The 16,406-nt window shown below is 68.5% G+C and carries 19 protein-coding genes and 1 other RNA gene; 3 read left to right on the forward strand and 17 right to left on the reverse strand.

The annotated features are described in order from the left end of the window. Positions 1–141: 141 nt before the first annotated feature. Positions 142–1,026 (reverse strand): ion transporter, encoded by an 885-nt coding sequence (locus CSC76_RS03610; protein ID WP_162108700.1) that lies wholly within the window; start codon positions 1,024–1,026, stop codon positions 142–144. 114 nt (positions 1,027–1,140) lie between these two features. Between CSC76_RS03610 and CSC76_RS03615 the strand changes: the two genes are divergently transcribed. Continuing rightward, positions 1,141–2,373, forward strand: a complete 1,233-nt coding sequence (locus tag CSC76_RS03615; protein WP_162108701.1) for an acetylornithine transaminase — start codon at positions 1,141–1,143, stop codon at positions 2,371–2,373. Here the strand turns inward: CSC76_RS03615 and CSC76_RS03620 are convergent. From CSC76_RS03620 to thiE, 6 genes are all read right to left on the reverse strand, one after another. Beyond that, complete coding sequence (locus tag CSC76_RS03620) at positions 2,327–3,655, reverse strand: sensor histidine kinase (protein WP_162108702.1); 1,329 nt, start codon at positions 3,653–3,655, stop codon at positions 2,327–2,329. The genes CSC76_RS03615 and CSC76_RS03620 overlap by 47 nt on opposite strands. Next, positions 3,652–4,341, reverse strand: a complete 690-nt coding sequence (locus tag CSC76_RS03625) for a response regulator transcription factor (RefSeq protein WP_162108703.1) — start codon at positions 4,339–4,341, stop codon at positions 3,652–3,654. Before CSC76_RS03625 ends, CSC76_RS03620 begins: the two co-directional genes overlap by 4 nt. Before the next feature lie 3 nt (positions 4,342–4,344). Then, positions 4,345–5,469 (reverse strand): DJ-1/PfpI family protein, encoded by a 1,125-nt coding sequence (locus CSC76_RS03630; RefSeq protein WP_238394865.1) that lies wholly within the window; start codon positions 5,467–5,469, stop codon positions 4,345–4,347. 70 nt (positions 5,470–5,539) lie between these two features. After that, on the reverse strand, positions 5,540–6,169 hold the full coding sequence (locus CSC76_RS03635) for an HAD-IA family hydrolase (protein WP_162108704.1): 630 nt from the start codon (positions 6,167–6,169) through the stop codon (positions 5,540–5,542). Beyond that, positions 6,166–7,458, reverse strand: coding sequence for a glutamate-1-semialdehyde 2,1-aminomutase (gene hemL / locus CSC76_RS03640; protein WP_162108705.1), 1,293 nt, complete (start codon positions 7,456–7,458; stop codon positions 6,166–6,168). The genes CSC76_RS03635 and hemL overlap by 4 nt, the downstream gene beginning before the upstream one ends. A gap of 123 nt (positions 7,459–7,581) precedes the next feature. Then, positions 7,582–8,220: a thiamine phosphate synthase gene (gene thiE / locus CSC76_RS03645; RefSeq protein WP_162108706.1), complete on the reverse strand. Its 639-nt coding sequence runs from the start codon at positions 8,218–8,220 to the stop codon at positions 7,582–7,584. A 27-nt stretch (positions 8,221–8,247) separates the two neighbouring features. Between thiE and CSC76_RS03650 the strand changes: the two genes are divergently transcribed. Next, positions 8,248–8,478 (forward strand): rubredoxin, encoded by a 231-nt coding sequence (locus CSC76_RS03650; protein WP_202923477.1) that lies wholly within the window; start codon positions 8,248–8,250, stop codon positions 8,476–8,478. Positions 8,479–8,674: 196 nt separating this feature from the next. On the opposite strand, the gene CSC76_RS03655 is transcribed toward CSC76_RS03650, so the two are convergent. Genes CSC76_RS03655 through CSC76_RS03665 form a run of 3 tightly spaced genes read right to left on the reverse strand, consistent with a single transcriptional unit; the run spans position 8,675 to position 10,495 of the window. Further along, entirely contained in the window at positions 8,675–9,523 is an 849-nt protein-coding gene (locus tag CSC76_RS03655; protein WP_162108708.1) for a SirB1 family protein, read from the reverse strand. 38 nt (positions 9,524–9,561) lie between these two features. Further along, positions 9,562–10,011 carry a DUF192 domain-containing protein gene (locus CSC76_RS03660; protein WP_162108709.1) on the reverse strand — a complete coding sequence of 150 codons (450 nt, stop codon included), beginning with the start codon at positions 10,009–10,011 and terminating at the stop codon, positions 9,562–9,564. A gap of 58 nt (positions 10,012–10,069) precedes the next feature. Beyond that, the gene (locus tag CSC76_RS03665) at positions 10,070–10,495 is read right to left on the reverse strand and encodes a hypothetical protein (protein ID WP_162108710.1); all 426 of its coding nucleotides are present in this window, start codon (positions 10,493–10,495) and stop codon (positions 10,070–10,072) included. A 208-nt stretch (positions 10,496–10,703) separates the two neighbouring features. Here CSC76_RS03665 and CSC76_RS03670 point away from each other — a divergent pair, with 208 nt between their 5' ends. Next, on the forward strand, positions 10,704–11,048 hold the full coding sequence (locus CSC76_RS03670) for a hypothetical protein (RefSeq protein ID WP_202923478.1): 345 nt from the start codon (positions 10,704–10,706) through the stop codon (positions 11,046–11,048). A gap of 23 nt (positions 11,049–11,071) precedes the next feature. Here the strand turns inward: CSC76_RS03670 and rpiA are convergent, their stop codons facing one another. The 7 genes from rpiA to CSC76_RS03705 form a co-directional block, all read right to left on the reverse strand. Further along, positions 11,072–11,722: a ribose-5-phosphate isomerase RpiA gene (gene rpiA / locus CSC76_RS03675; protein WP_162108712.1), complete on the reverse strand. Its 651-nt coding sequence runs from the start codon at positions 11,720–11,722 to the stop codon at positions 11,072–11,074. Positions 11,723–11,899: 177 nt separating this feature from the next. Continuing rightward, positions 11,900–12,367, reverse strand: a complete 468-nt coding sequence (locus CSC76_RS03680; protein WP_162108713.1) for an EVE domain-containing protein — start codon at positions 12,365–12,367, stop codon at positions 11,900–11,902. Beyond that, positions 12,364–12,990 carry a 5-formyltetrahydrofolate cyclo-ligase gene (locus CSC76_RS03685; RefSeq protein WP_162108714.1) on the reverse strand — a complete coding sequence of 209 codons (627 nt, stop codon included), beginning with the start codon at positions 12,988–12,990 and terminating at the stop codon, positions 12,364–12,366. Before CSC76_RS03685 ends, CSC76_RS03680 begins: the two co-directional genes overlap by 4 nt. 178 nt (positions 12,991–13,168) lie before the next feature. Next, a non-coding RNA gene (gene ssrS / locus CSC76_RS03690) (6S RNA) lies at positions 13,169–13,355 on the reverse strand. An 84-nt stretch (positions 13,356–13,439) separates the two neighbouring features. Then, positions 13,440–13,736: a cell division protein ZapA gene (locus CSC76_RS03695; protein WP_162108715.1), complete on the reverse strand. Its 297-nt coding sequence runs from the start codon at positions 13,734–13,736 to the stop codon at positions 13,440–13,442. Then, a complete protein-coding gene (locus tag CSC76_RS03700) occupies positions 13,733–13,954 on the reverse strand; it encodes a TIGR02449 family protein (RefSeq protein WP_162108716.1) in 222 nt (73 codons plus the stop codon). Before CSC76_RS03700 ends, CSC76_RS03695 begins: the two co-directional genes overlap by 4 nt. A 138-nt stretch (positions 13,955–14,092) precedes the next feature. Continuing rightward, a complete protein-coding gene (locus CSC76_RS03705; RefSeq protein ID WP_162108717.1) occupies positions 14,093–16,288 on the reverse strand; it encodes a putative bifunctional diguanylate cyclase/phosphodiesterase in 2,196 nt (731 codons plus the stop codon). Between the last annotated feature and the right edge of the window lie 118 nt (positions 16,289–16,406).

Below are 16,406 nucleotides of genomic sequence, written 5' to 3' on the forward strand. Positions count from 1 at the left end.
GCTCGACCGCGCGGGCTCAAACGGGCATGTTTATGCAGGTTCATCCGGGGCTCCTGGGGGCTGGGTTGGCTTCGCAACCCCCATCTTCCAGAGATGCCCCGGATGAACAACCTACCGAGAGATCACACCTAGGCGGCGGGTTCAGCCCATCGGGACGGGCAGGCGCGCGCCGCAATGGCGGCAGTGCAGGGCGTCGGGGTCGTGGCCCTCCAGGCCGCATTCGGGACAGCCGCGGCGATCGAGGTGGCCGCGCTCGTGGGAGGCTTCGCGCAGGCTGCTGGCCAGTTCGGCGGTGTAGATGCCGGTGGGCACGGCGATGATGCTGTAACCGATCAGGATCAGCACCGAGGTGATGGCCCTGCCGGCCGTGGTCTGCGGCGCGATGTCGCCGAAGCCGACGGTCGCCATCGTGACGATGGCCCAGTACATGCTGGTGGGAATGCTGGTGAAGCCGTGTTCCGGACCCTCCACCACGTACATCAGTGCGCCGAAGATGACGACCAGCGTCAGCACCGCGCAGACGAAGACGAAGATCTTGCGCCGGCTTCGCCAGAGCGCGCCCACCAGTTGCCCGCTCTCTTCGACGTACTGGGTCAGCTTCAGGATGCGGAACAGCCGCAGGATGCGCAGGATGCGCACCACCAGCAGGCTCTGCGCACCCGGTACGAGTACCGATATGTAGGTGGGCAGGATCGACAGCAGGTCGATGATGCCCCAGATGCTGACCGCGTAACGCAGCGGGCGGCGGACCGTCGCCAGTCTCAGCACGTATTCCGCGGTGAACAACAGGGTGAAGGCCCACTCGAGCGCGTACAGGACGCCTGCATGGCGGGCGTGGAAGGCCTGCACGCTGTCCAGCATGATCACGATGACGCTGGCGAGAATCGCCAGCACCAGCGCCAGGTCGAAGTTGCGCGACGGCGGCGTGTCGTGGCGATAGATGATGTCGAACCAGCGCCTTCTCCAGCCCGTGTCGGTGGCGGGATTGAGCTGGGGATCGGAGAACAGGCGCGGCTGGAACTTCATGGGCGCGATGATGCACTAATGGCGACCGTGCGTCCTGCGGGACGGCGGCGCAGATTCCGCCGGTGGTGCCGGCATGCGTCACAATACGCCCTCCTTCCTGTTGCCCGTCCGCCCATGAGCGTCTCCACCACCGCCGACCTGCTGGCCCACGGCCAGCGCTATTACCTGCCGGTGTACCGCCCGCGCGAAGTGATCCTTGAGCGCGGTCAGGGCGCACGCGTCTGGGACAGCGAGGGCCGCGAATACCTGGACCTGTCCGCGGGCATCGCCGTATGCGGGCTGGGCCACAACGATCCGGATCTGGTGGCTGCACTCACCGAGCAGGCCGGCAAGCTCTGGCATACCAGCAACGTGTTCTACAGCGAACCGCCACTGCGATTGGCCGAGGAACTGGTCACCGCGTCGCGCTTCGCCGAACGCGTGTTCCTGTGCAACTCCGGCGCCGAGGCCAACGAGGCCGCGATCAAGCTGGTGCGCAAGTGGGCGGCATCGCAGGGCCGCGCGCCGGACCAGCGCGTCATCGTGACCTTCCGCGGCAGCTTCCACGGCCGCACGCTGGCCGCGGTCACCGCCACCGCGCAACCCAAGTACCAGGAAGGTTACGAGCCCTTGCCCGGCGGCTTCCGCTACGTCGATTTCAACGATGTGACCCAGCTCGAGATCGCCATGTCCTGCGGCGACGTGGCCGCGGTGATGCTGGAGCCGGTGCAGGGCGAGGGCGGGGTGATGCCGGCCGCGTCCGGTTTCCTGCGCGCGGTGCGCGAGCTGTGCGACCACCACGGCGCATTGCTGGTGCTGGACGAGATCCAGGCCGGCATGGGCCGCACCGGCACGCTGTTCGCGCACTGGCAGGATGGCGTGGTGCCCGACATCGTGACGCTGGCCAAGGCCCTGGGCGGCGGGTTCCCGATCGGTGCGATGCTGGCCGGCCCCAAGGTGGCGCAGGCGATGCAGTTCGGCGCGCATGGCACCACCTTCGGCGGCAACCCGCTGGCCGCGGCGGTGGCGCGCGTGGCGCTGCGCAAACTGGCCTCGCCGCAGATCGCCAACAACGTGGCGCGTCAGTCGGCCGCGCTGCGCAAGGGGCTGGATGCGATGAACGCCGAACTCGGCCTGTTCTCGCAGGTGCGTGGTCGCGGCCTGATGCTGGGCGCCGTGCTCGACGCGAAGTACGCCGGCCGTGCGGGCGAGGTACTGGACCTGGCCGCCGCGAAGGGCCTGCTGATGCTGCAGGCGGGCCCCGACGTGCTGCGCTTCGTACCGTCGCTGAACATCACCGATCAGGAAGTCGGCGAGGGTCTCAGTCGCCTGCACGCAGCGCTGAGGGCGTTCGCGAAGCCGGGCTGAGCCCCGCGCCCTTGCGGAGCGGGAGGTAGGCCACCGTGCCGTCTTTCTCCTGTTCGAAGCGCAGGTCGATGGCGTGCCGCTCGCACAGCCGGCGCACGATCGACAGGCCCAGCCCGAAGCCCGTGCTTTCTTCGCCTTTCGCGAAGGGCGCGAAATCGTGCTCACCGACCGCGGCACCCGGATTGGCGATGCGCAGCGCATCGCCGTCGCCCGTGATCGCGATGCGCCCCGCGCGGGTGTGCGCAAACGCGTTGCCGACCAGGTTGGCGAGCAGGACCTGCAGCACCGGTGCCGGCAGCGTGCTGCCGAGGTCGGTCGCAACGTTCACGCTCACCTCAACGGGCTTGCCTTCCAGCAACGGTGATTGCTCGACCACGACACGTTCCAGCAACGGCAGCACGATCGTGTCCGGCACCGCGGCCGGCGATTCCTGTTCACGCGCCAGCGCCAGCAGCAGGGCGATGGTCTGCTCAAGGTGCGCGGCCGACTGGCCGATGTGGTCGACACTGGCGCGTGCATCCGCACCCAGGCCGGGATCGGCGGAAAGCCGTTCGCTGGCGGCGCGGATCACGGTCAGGGGGGTGCGAAGTTCGTGGCTCGCATCGCGGGTGAACTCGCGTTCGCGCTCCACGAAGGCGCGGATGCGCGCGATCAGATCGTCCAGGCGGCGGGCGAGCAGCCCGACCTCGTCGTCGGGGAAGCCGGCCGCGAAGTGGGGCGGCAGCCGTTCCGGCGTCGCGTCCCCGACGGCCTCCGCCAGTCGTGAGAGCGGTGCGGTGGTCCGTCGCGCCAGCCAGCCGCCGACCAGCAGCGCGAGCGCCACGGCGATCGCGCCGGTCCAGGCCAGCAGCTGCAGCATCTCCGACCGCATCGGCCGGACCGCCAGCAGACCGCTGACCTCGGCGACCAGCCAGGCGCGTGGCGCGGGCGCGGGAGGATCCAGTGCGCGCAGGTGGTAATGGCGTCCCTGCGTGCCGGCGAACTCCCGGCGCGCCGGCTCCTCGCCAAGCACGTCGCCGATGCCGTCGGGCAGTGCGTCGGTCCGCTCCACCACGTCCATGAAGCCGTTGCGTGGCGGGGACCAGCGCCCATGCGCGGCGTAGTGCGCCTGTTGCGCCGCGGCTTCGCGCTCGAGCAGCGTGTCGAACAGCCGGTCTTCGACGGTGTAGACGAAGAGCAGCGCGTAAAGGCCGAACAACATGGCCAGCAACAGCGTGAAGCCGGCGAACACCAGCATCAACCGGTTGCGCAACCGTCGACGCGGCAAGGGGGATGCGCTCATGCGTCGGCCTGCAGGCGGAAGCCTACGCCGTGCACGGTCTTCAGCATCGGCGTGGCGAACGGTTTGTCCAGCGCCTGGCGCAGCAGGTAGAGATGCGTGCGCAGCGGATCGGAGTCCGGCGGCGCATCGCCCCACAGGCGCTGGATCAGTTCGCTGCGCGTCAGCGTGCGCGGCCATGCTTCGGCCAGGGCGAGCAGGATCTGGTAGGCGGTCTGGTGCAGGTCGAGCGGCCTGTCCTGGCGCGCCGCCTGGCCCTGCCGGCGGTCGATGCGCAGGGTGCCGATCCGCAGCACGTGCGTCTCGCCGCTGCGGTGGCGGACGGTCAGCGCCTGGCAGCGCGCGAGCAGTTCCGCACCGGCGAACGGCTTGACCAGATAGTCGTCGGCGCCGGCGCGGAAGCCCTGCAGTTTGTCCTCGAGCGCATCGCGCGCGGTCAGCATCAGCACCGGGACATGCCGATCGGCGTGCGTACGCAGGCGCTCGCATAGGCGCAGGCCATCGAGTCCGGGCAGGCCCACGTCGAGCACCAGCACGTCGGGGGGCGCGTCGAGTGCCATCTGCAATCCGGCCAGGCCGTCCGAGGCGAACTCGACCGCCATGCCGGCGTCGGCGAACAGCCGCTGCAGCTGCGCCCGCAGCAGCGCGTTGTCTTCGATCACCAGGATACGGGCCGCCGGTGCCGCCATCGTTCAGCCGTCGATGCGTTGCAGGAGGGCCTTAGCTTCGGCCATGTCCGGCTTGCCCGCCAGCACCTGGCGCACCAGCGATTTCGCCTGCTCCCGTTCGCCCAGGCGCAGATGCGCTTCGGCGGCGCCGAGTCTCAATTCCGGCTGCGGCATGTACGGCAACGCCAGCTGCATCAGCTGCAGGGCGTGGCGCACGTCCTCGTCGCGGGTCGCGGCCTGTGCCTGGTAGTACCCGAGCATGCCGAGCAGGTCCACGTGGTAGCGCGCGCCATCGGTCGCGAGTGCGGTGGCGGCGGCACCCACGTCGCCAGCACGCACCTGCGCCGCGAGACCCATCGTCAGTTCGTCGCGCCACGGCGTCCGCGACACCGGCGTGCGCCCCGTGGCACGGATGATGGCGTCCGCGACGCCGGGGGTGGAATACGGATTCTGCCCGGTGACCAGGCGGCCATCCACGACGACCTTCGCCATCATCAGCGGCGCTTCCTGCCACTGCGCACCACGCGCGCGCATACGGTCCTCGAGCAGCCACGGAAACTCCTTCGCCCAGCGCTTGCCGAAGACCGCTTCTTCCTCGTTGGTGAATCCGGTCAACGCCTTGCCCTGCACCAGGGGTGTGCCATCGCGCAGGCGCACGTCGGCCAGGGCGGCCGGTCCGTGGCAGACCGCGCCGATCACCACGCCGCGTTCGTAGGCATCGCCCAGCAGCGTGGTCAGTGCGGTGTCGCGCGGCAGGTCGAACATCGCGCCCTTGCCGCCGACCACGTAGATCGCCGCGTAGTCCTCGGCCTTCACCTGGTCCGTCCTGCGCGTGGCGGCCAGCATGCGCGTGGCCTCCGTGTCGGCGAGCAGGGCAGCGTTGAAGGGTTGTTGCGGGTCGTATCTGTCGGCCTCCACAGCGCCGCCCTGCGGGCTGGCGATATCGATGGCGAAGCCGTTGGCCTGGAAGATCAGCCAGGCCTGCGAAAGCTCATCGAACTCGTAACCGGGGCGGGTCTTGCCCTGGTCGCGGCCCTCGCCGCTGACGACGATCAGGATCCTGTCCGCCTTCGCCGCGTGCAGCGGTGTGGCGACGGTGGCCAGCAGGAGTGCGCAGGCCAGGTGGAACGTGCGTGACATGAAGCGCATGACGACGGTTCTCCGGTGGAGGGACACCAGTGTCCGGCCGTCGGATCAATCAAGGTTCAAACCAGGCCGATCACCAGCCGGTCTGGGGGCCGAAGGCATAGCGCTTCAGCGCCTTGCCCAGCGTGCGTCCGTCGGTGACGGTCTCTGCGTGCAGACCGGCCTCGCGTGCGCCCTGCACGTTGGAGAACCTGTCGTCGACGAACAGTGTGCTGGCGGCGTCCCAGCCGAGCAGCTCCAGCGCATGCGCAAAGGTGGCCGGTGCCGGCTTGCGACGCTGCAGGCCGCCGCTGGTCAGCACCCGGCCTTCGATCCGCGCTGCCAGCGGCGCGACGATGCGCGGGATGGCCTGCGTCATCATGGCCCCGTTGTTGGTCAGCACGCCCATCGCCACGTCCGGGTGCAGTGCGGTGACACGGGTCAGCACATCGTCCATGGCCGTGCTGCCGGCCATCCGCGAGGCGATCCATGCATCCTCGTCGATGGCGGCACCGATCCCTTCGCCGATCCGGCGCAGGTACGTCGCCGTGTCGACGCGGCCGCTGTCGTACTCAACTTCCAGCCCCGATACGAACAGCACCTCGCGCACGCGCTCATGCGCGCAGCCGGCATGCGCCGCGAGGTGTGCGATCCGGACGTCGTGCCGGTAGTGCGCCAGGACGCCGTCGAAATCGAACAGCACCTGGTGGATCCGCGGCTTCATCCCGCGGCAACCACCTTGAAGGCCTCGCGGGCGGCGGAAATCGTCGCGTCGATGACGTCAGGCGTGTGCGCGCTGGACATGAAGCCGGCTTCGAACGCCGACGGTGCCAGGTACACGCCGCGCTCCAGCATTGCGTGGAAGAAACGATTGAACGCCGCGGTGTCGCAGGCCACGGCCTGGGCGTAGGTATCGACCTGCTGGTCGGTGAAGAACAGCCCGAACATCGCGCCCACGCGGGTGGTGGTCAGCGGCACGCCGGCGTCGCGCGCGGCAGCCTCCATGCCTTCGCACAGCGCTGCCGTCGCGGCAGCGAGCCCGTCGTGGAAACCCGGCGCCTGGATCAGCCCCAGCATCGCCAGGCCGGCCGCCATCGCCACCGGATTGCCGCTCAGCGTGCCGGCCTGGTAGATCGGACCGGCCGGCGCGATCTGCTGCATCAGCTCGCGACGCCCGCCATAGGCGCCCACCGGCATGCCGCCGCCGATGATCTTGCCGAAGGTGGTCAGGTCCGGCGTGATGCCGTAGTGCACCTGCGCGCCGCCCAGCGCCACGCGGAAGCCGGTCATCACTTCGTCGAAGATCAGCAGCGCGCCATGCTGCGTGCACAGGGCGCGCAGATGCTGCAGGTAGCCTTCGCGCGGGGGCAGGCAGTTGGCGTTGCCGACGACGGGCTCGATGATCAGGCAGGCGATCTCGCTGCCGTACTGCTCGAACAGTGCGGTCGCGCCATCGAAATTGTTGTAGCTCAGCGTCAGCGTCAGTTCGCTCAGCCCTGCCGGCACGCCGGGCGAGGTGGGCACGCCCAGCGTCAGCATGCCGCTGCCGGCCTTCACCAGGAACGAGTCGCCGTGGCCGTGGTAGCAGCCTTCGAACTTGACGATGCGGTTGCGGCCGGTGGCGCCGCGCGCCAGCCGGATCGCCGACAGCGTGGCCTCGGTGCCCGAGTTGACCATGCGCACCATCTCGCACGACGGCACCAGGCGCGTGATCGTTTCCGCCATCGTCACTTCGGCCGGGCAGGGCGCGCCGTACGACAGACCGTTCTGGATGGCTGCCTGCACCGCCTCGCGCACAGCCGGATGGTTGTGGCCGACGATCATCGGGCCCCAGGAGCCGACGTAGTCGATGTAGCGGTTGCCGTCGACGTCATGCAGGTACGCGCCGTCCGCGCGCTGCACGAAGAACGGCTCGCCTCCCACCGACTTGAACGCGCGCACCGGCGAATTGACGCCGCCGGGCAGCAACTGCTGGGCGCGGGCGAAGAGGGCGTGGGACTGGTCGTGGTTCATGGGGATTCCAGGGAGTAGGGGGTCGTCCTGTGGGAGCGGTGCCGGCATGCCGGCACCGGTAAGTCGCGATGGGCCACCATCGGCCCATCATCGCGACTTACGTCGCTCCCACAACAGCGGTGGTCAGCGGCTTTCGAAGCGCTGCCGGTAGGCGAGCGCCGCAGCCACCGGATCGGCTGCCTCGAACACGCCGCCGATCACGGCGACCAGGTCGGCGCCCGCGGCCACCAGCGGGCCCATATTGTCCGGCGTTATGCCGCCTATCGCCACCCGGGGGACGCCCAGCGCGGCGGCTTCCGCCAGCAGGGCAGGCTTGGCGCGGCGCGTGGTGACCTTGCTGGTGGTCGGGAAGAAGGCGCCGAACGCCACGTAGCTGGCGCCAGCGGCGACGGCACGTTCGGCCCGCGCATGCGCGTCGTAGCAGGACGCTCCGATGATGGCCTGGGTACCGAGTTGCGTCCTTGCGGCGGCAATGTCGCCATCCTCTTCGCCCAGATGCACGCCTGCGGCACCGATCGCCGCAGCCAGCGCCACGTCGTCGTTGATGATCAGGGGCACGCACACCTCCCTGCACAAGGCCTGCAGTCCGGCGGCCTGGACGAGGCGGAGATCGGGACCGGCGCCCTTCTGCCGATACTGCAGCCAGGTCGCCTGCGGCAGCACCGCGGCCACGCGCGCCAGCAGGCGGGCGGTATTCGGCTCCTCCGGGGTGATCAGGTACAGCCCGCGGGCGGTGCGGACGGTGGGCGGCAGGGGTGTCATCGTCGAACTTCCGGTGCGTGGGCGGCGATGGGACAATGGCCGCCTCTCCAACCCGGCATTATCCCCGTGACCGACGCCACCGCCACCCTCTACCGCAGCTGGATGTGCGTGGTCTGCGGCTTCATCTACAGCGAAGCCGACGGCCTGCCGGAAGAAGGCATCGCCCCGGGCACGCGATGGGAAGACATCCCGGACGACTGGACCTGCCCCGACTGCGGCGTGGGCAAGGACGATTTCGAGATGGTGGAGCTGGATTGATTTTCCGGGGCACTGTAGGAGCGACGTGAGTCGCGACCGCATGGATCGGGCGTCCTTGCGGCGGCATGAGCCATGACGTGCTTCCATCAACGCGCTTCGGTGGTTTGACACGCGCGCGACCGCAGTTCGATGGAAGGGACTTTCCGCGGTCGCGACTTGCGTCGCTCCTACAACGGCGTCGGCAGGCGCTGCGCGTTCAATGCATCCGCGACGTGCGCGCCGCGTTGAGTTCGATCAGTTGTTCGCGCAGTTCCGCGGCGTCCTTCGCGTCCGGCGACAGCTGCAGATAGCGCGCCAGGTCGCGTTGCGCGCCGGCGCGGTAATCCATCTTCAGGTACGCCAGTCCGCGGTCACGCAGGGCGTCGGGCTGGTCGGGCGTCAGCTTGAGCACGCGGTCGGCGCTGCGAGCGGCCCGGTCCCATTCCTCGCGTTCGGCGTAGACGCCGTGCAGGTTGCGCAGCGTGCGCACCAGGATGGCGCGGTGCGAGGCCGGGTTGAGGATGTGCAGCAGCGCGGCATCGTCGGGGATGTCGCCGCCCAGATGGGGCTTGGCGCGTTCGCGCAGCTCATCCACGCCGAGCGGGCGGCCACCGTTGAAGGGGTCCATCACCAGCAGGCCGTCGTCCACCGGCAGGCGCACCAGGAAGTGGCCGGGGAACGACACGCCATCCAGCGGCACGCCCAGCCGCCGCGCGACTTCCATCTGCACCATCGCCAGCGACACCGGATTACCGAGGCGGCGCTCGAACACCTCGTTGAGGTAGCTGTTGCGCGGATCGTAGTACTCGTCGTGGTTGCCGGTGTAGCCCAGTTCGTCGAACAGATGGCGGTTGATGGCGGCCATCTTCAGCGGCCACGGTTCGATCGTGGCGATCTCGTGGCGCAGGTGCTCGGCGTGGCTCTGGACCAGCGTGTCGTAGAGGTCGGGGTCCAGGTCGGGATACTCGTCGCGTGCGATCAGCAGCGCGGTTTCCAGCAGCGGCACCGTGTCATCGGGCTGGCTGGCCAACGCATTCCATTCCGGCAATGTCAGTCGATCCCCCATGCGGACAGACTGGGGCCAATTCCGCCGCGAATCAAGCCTCAGCGGACGGGCGGAATGCCTTCGCCGAAGGTCAGCTCGGCGCCGTCCTGGAGCTTGAGGCGTTCGGCTTCGCCGGCGTTCAGTTCCAGCACGAAGCGGGCCGGCTGGTCGCTGGGATACGCCGGGCATCGGTCGCCACCGGAACACGGCGGTACGTTGCGCTGCTGGGTCACCAGCCTGCGTGCGTTGTCGAAGTACAGGATATCCAGCGGAATGCGGGTGTTCTTCATCCAGTAGGCCTGCGGTTCCTCGGCCTCGTGGATGAACAGCATGCCGGTGCCGTCCTCCAGGCGGTCGCGGAACATCAGTCCGCGGGCGCGCTCTGCATCATCATCGGCGATCTCCACACGGAAGCGCTCGCCACCGACCTCCACCCAAGGCCCCCCGCTGGCGCAGCCGCTGAGCAGGAGGAGGGAGAAAGCAAGCACAGGCCAAGCTCGGGAGCGCATGTCGGAGTCCGGCATCCAGGGGAGAGGCTAGTGTAGCGCTGCATGTGGCAGGCGCTGGTCACTCCTGCAGCAGTCGCGCGGCGATGCGTTCGGCGACCTGGCGATTGTCGCGGTAGTAAGCGGCGTTGTCGGCCAGGGCCTGCCAGCGTTGCTGATCTTCGAGGTGATGGCGCAACTGGCGAGCCGTGCCGGCCACCAGCCGTGAAGCGGTGGCCGGATCGGCACGCTGCGCCAGCTGCAGCAGGTCCAGCAGCAACAGGATGCCCTGGTGGCTCCGGTCCGCCTGCCGGCGCGCGGCCACAAACAGGCGGTCCAGGCCGGCCGGCGCCAGCCGGGCGAGGCCCGGATCGGCCAGGCTGTGGCCCGGGTCGGCCTGCAGCAGATGCAGGGCATCGTCGAGTGGGGCATGGAGGGGCGCGAGGGCGGCCCCGTCATGCGGGCCGGCAGTGCGTGGCGCATCGGGCGCGTGGGTCTCGAAGAGCATCATCGACAGTTCCTTGTGTCGGTGGGGAAACCCTGCGGTCGCCGGCTCCGGGTGGATCGAAGGGTTGGCTTCGCAGGACGTCCTGACTGTATGAACTCGATAAGTCGCGTCAATTAACTTAAGTGGTGAATAAGTGTGATTCGTCGCCGCTAACGTTTCCTCCATGGGCAACGAGCGCGAAAAATTCTCACAGCGATTGGCGCACGCCATGCAGCAGGCGGGATACGAGCCGCGCCCCACCGTCCTGTTCCACCTGTTCAACACGCACTATCGCGGACGCTCCGTCAGCGTGCAGACCACGTCGCGCTGGCTGGGCGCCCAAGCCATACCCGCGCAGGACAAGCTGCAGGTACTGGCGGATCTGCTGGGGGTGGAGCCGCACACGCTGCGCTTCGGCACCGCGCCGCGATCGCGCGTGGCGGAACCTCGCATGACGTGGCCCGCAGGCGTCGGCAGCCGCGAGCGGCAGACGATCGATGCCTATCTGCAACTGTCGCCGAAGAAGCGCGAGCTGGTAGGCGAGTTGGTCAAGGCGCTGTCCGACAGCGCCTGAGCCGGTCCCGGTTCCGCGCCTGCTCAGCGCAGGACGACCGGCGGCTGCCCGCCGACGATGACGATGTCGGCCGGGCGTCGGGCGAACAGGCCCACGCTGACCACCCCCGGAATCTGGTTGATCTCGCGCTCCATCGCCACCGGATCGGTGATCGACAGGTTGTGGATGTCCAGGATCACGTTGCCGTTGTCGGTGACGGTGCCGTCGCGCCAGACCGGCTGGCCGCCGGTGAGCGCCAGGATCTCGCGCGCGACCAGGCTGCGCGCCATCGGGATGACTTCCACCGGCAGCGGGAACTTGCCCAGCACCGGCACCTGCTTGCTGGGGTCGACGATGCAGACGAACTGCTTGCTGGCTTCGGCGATGATCTTCTCGCGCGTCAGCGCCGCGCCGCCGCCCTTGATCAGGCGCTTGTGCGGATCGCATTCGTCGGCGCCGTCCACGTACAGCGACAGCGTACCGGTGTGGTTGAGATCGAGTACCTCGATGCCGTGCTGCTTCAGTCGCGCGGTGCTCTGCTCGGAGCTGGACACCGCGCCCTTGATGCGGTCCTTGACTCGCCCCAGCGCATCGATGAAATAGGCCACGGTGGAGCCGGTGCCCACGCCGACGATCATGCCGTCCTCGACGAACTCGATGGCCTTTTCGCCGGCCAGACGCTTTGCTTCGCTCATGGGTTCAACACTCGTGTACAGGATGGGGTTGCTGTAGGCGCGACGTCAGTCGCGACCGGGGGGATGAGGCATCGGGAAAACCCGGGATGACAGGGACGTGGACGTCACCGTGCTATCGCGCTGCCCGTCTCCGGGGCTGCATGGTCGCGACCTGCGTCGCTCCTGCAGGGATATCGATCATTCCAGCGCCAGCAGGAACTTCCATTGCGCGGCGGTGACCGGCAGCACGGACAGCCGGTTGCCGCGCTGGATCAGCGCAAAGCCATCGCCCAGGGCTTCGGCATGCTGCTTGATCTCGTCCAGGGTGATGGTGCGCGTGAGCTTGCGTTCGAACGCGACGTCGACCAGCGACCAGCGCGGATCTTCGCGCGTGCTCTTCGGGTCGTGGTAGTCGGACTTCGGATCGAACTGTGTTTCGTCCGGATACGCGGCACTGGACACGGTCGCCGTACCGACGATGCCCGGCTCCTTGCAGTTGGAGTGGTAGAACAGCACGCCGTCGCCGACCTGCATGCTGCGCATGAAGTTGCGCGCCTGGTAATTGCGCACGCCGTTCCACGGTTCGGTGCCGACCTTTTCAAGATCGTCGATGGAGAAGGCATCAGGCTCCGACTTCATCAGCCAGTAGCGCTTGCGGGCGGTCATGGTGGGGCGTCCGGCAAAGAGGAGGAAGGAATCAGCGTATCGTGCTCGGTGCAGATGGCATCCAGCGGTACGTCCCAGGCCTGCGCGCCGACCGCGTCGATGCGCTGGGCCTCGAAGCCGACACCGACCAGCCAGGGCGGCGCGGGGCGTTGCAGGCGCGACGCCAGCGTGCGGTCGTACCATCCGCCGCCCATGCCGAGCCGGTGGCCCGCACCGTCGAAGCCGACCAACGGCACGACGATCAACGCCATGTCCGTGGCGGTCAGGCTGGCGCGAGGATCGACATCCGGTTCGGGAATGCCGTAGCGGTTGGTTACCAGTTCGTCGCCCGGTCGCCAGGGGGCGAAGTGGAGCGTCTCGTCGTCGGCCAGGACGGGCAGGCAGTAGACCAGGCCGGGTGGCAGGCGCAGCTGCCAGCTGTGCAGGCCGATTTCGCCATCCATCGCCCAATAGCCGGCGACGTAGCCCTTGGCCGGAAAGAACGGGAGTGCGAACAGGCGCGTGGCCAGTGCATCGGCGCCGGCAATGCGCGCGGCGGCGGGCAGGGCGCGGCGACGCGCACGCAGTTCACGGCGCAGGGCATTGCGCTCGGCGGCATGGGCGAAAGACAGGGAGTCGGGCATGCGCGAATTTTACGGCATGCGTACCGGCGTTGCCGGTGGGACCGCGGGAGCGGCGTCAGTCACGGCCCTGCGCGTCGGGTCCCTGGTGCAATCGGCTTCGTTTCGAAGCCTTCCCGCTCAAGGGCGGGTGCAACTGGACCGGCCGGGTCGCGGCTGATGCCGCTGCCGCGGGAAAAATACGTCCTCCGCCATGCACGATGTTCGCGAAACGACCTTGAACCCGGGGTTCAAGTGGGAAGGTTGGGTGACCATCGGGCTTTCCGCTGCGAGGCAGACTTGCACTCCCGGTAACCGTCACCTTCCCGTGGTCGTCATTAAGGGACAAGGCGAATGTTTGCGCGCACTGTCGAGAACAGCAGAGGACGCGTGGCCAGTATAGCCAATGCGGCGTTTTTGCCTAGCCCGTTCGTCGGCGGATTCAGTGGGCAGTCGGTGTGGTGCGCGCTGCGTTACGGCGTGCCCAGCGCGCTATCCAGCTTGCGGTGCAGGTCCTGCAGCGTGCGCTCGACCTCGCGGTTGCGCGCCTGCTGCTCGTCGCGCAGCTGCTGCAATTCGTGTGCCAGATTGAGGGCGGCCAGCACGGCCACGCGGTCCACCGCCGCCATGCGGTTGCTGCCTCGCACCTCGCGCATGCGGCTGTCCAGCAGCTTGGCGGCCGCCATCAGGCTGGAACGTTCGTCGGGCGCGACGCCGACGGTGTACTCGCGGTCCAGGATATGGACGCTGCCCGGTTCGGTGGCGCTCATGTGTGCTGCTCCAGCGACTTCAGGCGGCTGATCATCGCTTCCACGCGCGAGCGCGCCTGTTCGTTCTTGGCCAGCAGCTGCGAGCGTTCGCCGACCAGGTGCTCCTGTTGCTGGCGCAGGCTGCGGTTCTCGTCCGCCAGGCGCTGGCAACGGTCCACCAGGTCCTGGATGCGCGTACCGAGCGTGCGGAGCTGGTCGAGAAGGTCGGCGTTATCCATGGTGGCACATTAGGCATGCGCCCGGCGGACGGTCAAGGGCGGGCGGGGCAGCGGCCCTACCGTAGGAGCGGGCCATGCCCGCGATGCTTTTCGGTCGGACCACGCAGGAGCATCGCGGGCATGGCCCGCTCTACAGGGTCAGGAGGCCACGCGCATGCCCGAGCCCGGGTAGTACTCGCGGATGAAACGCAGGCACTGGTCCGCGCCCAGCGCCTGCGAAACCCAGTGCCCCTGCACCTCGTCGCAGCCGTGGTTGCGCAGGAACTCGTACTGGTCCCAGGTCTCGACGCCCTCGGCGACCACCTTCAGCGCCAGCGACTGCCCCATCGTGATGATGGTGCTGGTGATGGCCTCGTCGTCGGTGTCGTGGGTCAGGTCGCCGATGAACTCGCGGTCGATCTTGAGCGTGGTCAGTGGCAGGCGCTTCAGGTAGGCCAGCGACGAGTAGCCGGTGCCGAAGTCGTCGATGGCCAGCGAGATGCCCAGGCGGCGGCACGCGCGCAGGGTGTCGGCGTTCTGCTCGGGGTGGGTCATGATGACGCTCTCGGTGAGCTCCAGCTCCAGCCGGTTGGCGGGAATGCCGGTCTCCGGCGGCGTGCGCGCCACCACCGCCTGCAGATCACCGCGCTGCAGCTGGGTGGACGAGACGTTGACCGCCATCGAAAGCTCCTCCAGCCCCTGCTCGTGCCATTCGCGCAGCGTCAGGCAGGCCTCGCGCAGCGCCCAGGCGCCCAGCTCGAGGATCATTCCGGATTCTTCCGCCAGCGGGATGAACTGCGCCGGCGAGACCATGCCGAATTCCTTGCTGTCCCAACGCAGCAGGGCCTCTACGCCGGTGACGCGCTGGCGCGAGATCGACAGCCGCGGCTGGAACACCAGCGACAGTTCGTTGCGGTCGATCGCCCGCCGCAAAGCGCTGGCCAGGATGGCGCGATGGCGGTTCTTCTCGTCCATCGATTCCGAATACACCTGGTAGGTGTGCCGGCCCATCGCCTTGGCCTGGTACATCGCCGTGTCGGCATGCTTGAGCAGTTCGGTGGGGACCTGCGCGTGCTCGGGGTACAGGCTGATGCCGATCGAAGGAGATACCGCCAGCTCTAGCCTTTCGCCGAAATTCAGCGGCGCGTGGAATGCGTGGATGATCCGCTGCGCCACGTCTTCGGCATCGGGCATGCCGTTGATGTCCTCCAGCACCACCGTGAACTCGTCACCGCTCAGCCGTGCGACGGTGTGCTGCGTGCCCACCGTCTGCTGCACGCGCGCGGCGGCCGCCCGCAGGATGCGGTCGCCGGTGGCGTGGCCCAGTGAGTCGTTGATGTCCTTGAAGCGGTCCAGGTCGATGAACAGCACCGCCACGTGTCCGTGTTCACGGCGGGCCCGCACGATGGCGCGCGACAGGCGCTCGGACAGCAGCGAGCGGTTGGGCAGGCTGGTCAGCGTGTCGTAGTTGGCCAGGTAGCGCAGTTCCTGTTCGGCGCGCTTCTGTTCGGTGATGTCGGTGAGCACCTGCACGTACAGCGGGCGCTCGCCGCTGGCATCGGGCACCACGTTGGTCTCGATCCGGCAGAGGATCTCCTCGCCATCCTTGCGTACCTTCCACACCTCGCCGGACCAGCGGCCGGTCAGGCGCAGTTCGCGGTTCATCCGCTCGAAGAAGGCGTCCTCGTGCTGGTCGCTGTCCAGCATCGTCATCGGCTGGCCGATGATCTCCTCTTCGGCATAGCCGGTGATGCGGGTGAAGGCCGGGTTGATGGTGATGAACTGGTGCGCCCAGTCCAGCACCGCCACCGCCTCGTTCATGCTGCGCATCACCTCGCCGGCGATGCGGTGCTCGTACTCGGCGTTGCGGCTGGCGGTGATGTCGCGCGCGGTGCCGGCGATGCGCACCGGCTGGCCGTCGGCGTCGCGTTCCACCACCCGGCCGCGGGCGCGCACCCATACCCACGTGCCGTTGCCCTGCATGTCCATGCGGTGCTCGGAGGTGAAGATGGGCGCCTTGCCCTGCAGGTGCAGGCGCAGGCGTTCCATCACCAGCGGCAGGTCTTCCTCGTGGATGGTGGGCACCTCGCCCTGGCGGGTGAGCACCGTGATGTCCGAAGTCTGCACCGCGGTCTCGTCCGCCCGCATGCGGTACAGCCGACGCTGCACCAAGTCGTAGTCCCAGAACTGTTCGCCCGAGGCCCACAGGGCCAGCTTCAGGCGTTCGTCGCGGTTGCGCAGTGCGTCGCTGCGCAACGGCTCCTGCGGCGCCTGGCGCGCCGCCAGCCAGTCCTGCCACCAGCGTCGCGTGCCGATCGCCACCACGCCCAGCAGCACCGCGCCGGCGAGCAGCATGACCGGCGCTCGGGACGACAGCGGGGACGCCGTTGCGAGGACTGCAGCGACAGGAAGAGCGAGCATGGAGGTGGACGGGCTGTCCGGGCCGAGGCGATACCGGAGTGTAGGCATGCGT

Source organism: Pseudoxanthomonas mexicana (assembly GCF_010093385.1).
Lineage (GTDB): Bacteria > Pseudomonadota > Gammaproteobacteria > Xanthomonadales > Xanthomonadaceae > Pseudoxanthomonas_A > Pseudoxanthomonas_A mexicana.

Bases quoted from the DNA above. Each gene is read 5' to 3' on its own strand.
- CSC76_RS03620 (WP_162108702.1), bottom strand. From the start codon at position 3,655: ATGAGCGCATCCCCCTTGCCGCGTCGACGGTTGCGCAACCGGTTGATG.
- CSC76_RS03660 (WP_162108709.1), bottom strand. From the start codon at position 10,011: ATGCGCTCCCGAGCTTGGCCTGTGCTTGCTTTCTCCCTCCTCCTGCTC.
- CSC76_RS03655 (WP_162108708.1), bottom strand. From the start codon at position 9,523: ATGGGGGATCGACTGACATTGCCGGAATGGAATGCGTTGGCCAGCCAG.
- CSC76_RS03700 (WP_162108716.1), bottom strand. From the start codon at position 13,954: ATGGATAACGCCGACCTTCTCGACCAGCTCCGCACGCTCGGTACGCGC.
- hemL (WP_162108705.1), bottom strand. From the start codon at position 7,458: ATGAACCACGACCAGTCCCACGCCCTCTTCGCCCGCGCCCAGCAGTTG.
- CSC76_RS03695 (WP_162108715.1), bottom strand. From the start codon at position 13,736: ATGAGCGCCACCGAACCGGGCAGCGTCCATATCCTGGACCGCGAGTAC.
- CSC76_RS03705 (WP_162108717.1), bottom strand. From the start codon at position 16,288: ATGCTGCTCGCCGGCGCGGTGCTGCTGGGCGTGGTGGCGATCGGCACG.
- CSC76_RS03615 (WP_162108701.1), top strand. From the start codon at position 1,141: ATGAGCGTCTCCACCACCGCCGACCTGCTGGCCCACGGCCAGCGCTAT.
- CSC76_RS03635 (WP_162108704.1), bottom strand. From the start codon at position 6,169: ATGAAGCCGCGGATCCACCAGGTGCTGTTCGATTTCGACGGCGTCCTG.
- CSC76_RS03650 (WP_202923477.1), top strand. From the start codon at position 8,248: ATGGGACAATGGCCGCCTCTCCAACCCGGCATTATCCCCGTGACCGAC.
- CSC76_RS03625 (WP_162108703.1), bottom strand. From the start codon at position 4,341: ATGGCGGCACCGGCGGCCCGTATCCTGGTGATCGAAGACAACGCGCTG.
- CSC76_RS03665 (WP_162108710.1), bottom strand. From the start codon at position 10,495: ATGCTCTTCGAGACCCACGCGCCCGATGCGCCACGCACTGCCGGCCCG.
- CSC76_RS03670 (WP_202923478.1), top strand. From the start codon at position 10,704: ATGCAGCAGGCGGGATACGAGCCGCGCCCCACCGTCCTGTTCCACCTG.
- rpiA (WP_162108712.1), bottom strand. From the start codon at position 11,722: ATGAGCGAAGCAAAGCGTCTGGCCGGCGAAAAGGCCATCGAGTTCGTC.
- CSC76_RS03630 (WP_238394865.1), bottom strand. From the start codon at position 5,469: ATGCGCTTCATGTCACGCACGTTCCACCTGGCCTGCGCACTCCTGCTG.
- CSC76_RS03685 (WP_162108714.1), bottom strand. From the start codon at position 12,990: ATGCCCGACTCCCTGTCTTTCGCCCATGCCGCCGAGCGCAATGCCCTG.
- CSC76_RS03680 (WP_162108713.1), bottom strand. From the start codon at position 12,367: ATGACCGCCCGCAAGCGCTACTGGCTGATGAAGTCGGAGCCTGATGCC.
- thiE (WP_162108706.1), bottom strand. From the start codon at position 8,220: ATGACACCCCTGCCGCCCACCGTCCGCACCGCCCGCGGGCTGTACCTG.
- CSC76_RS03610 (WP_162108700.1), bottom strand. From the start codon at position 1,026: ATGAAGTTCCAGCCGCGCCTGTTCTCCGATCCCCAGCTCAATCCCGCC.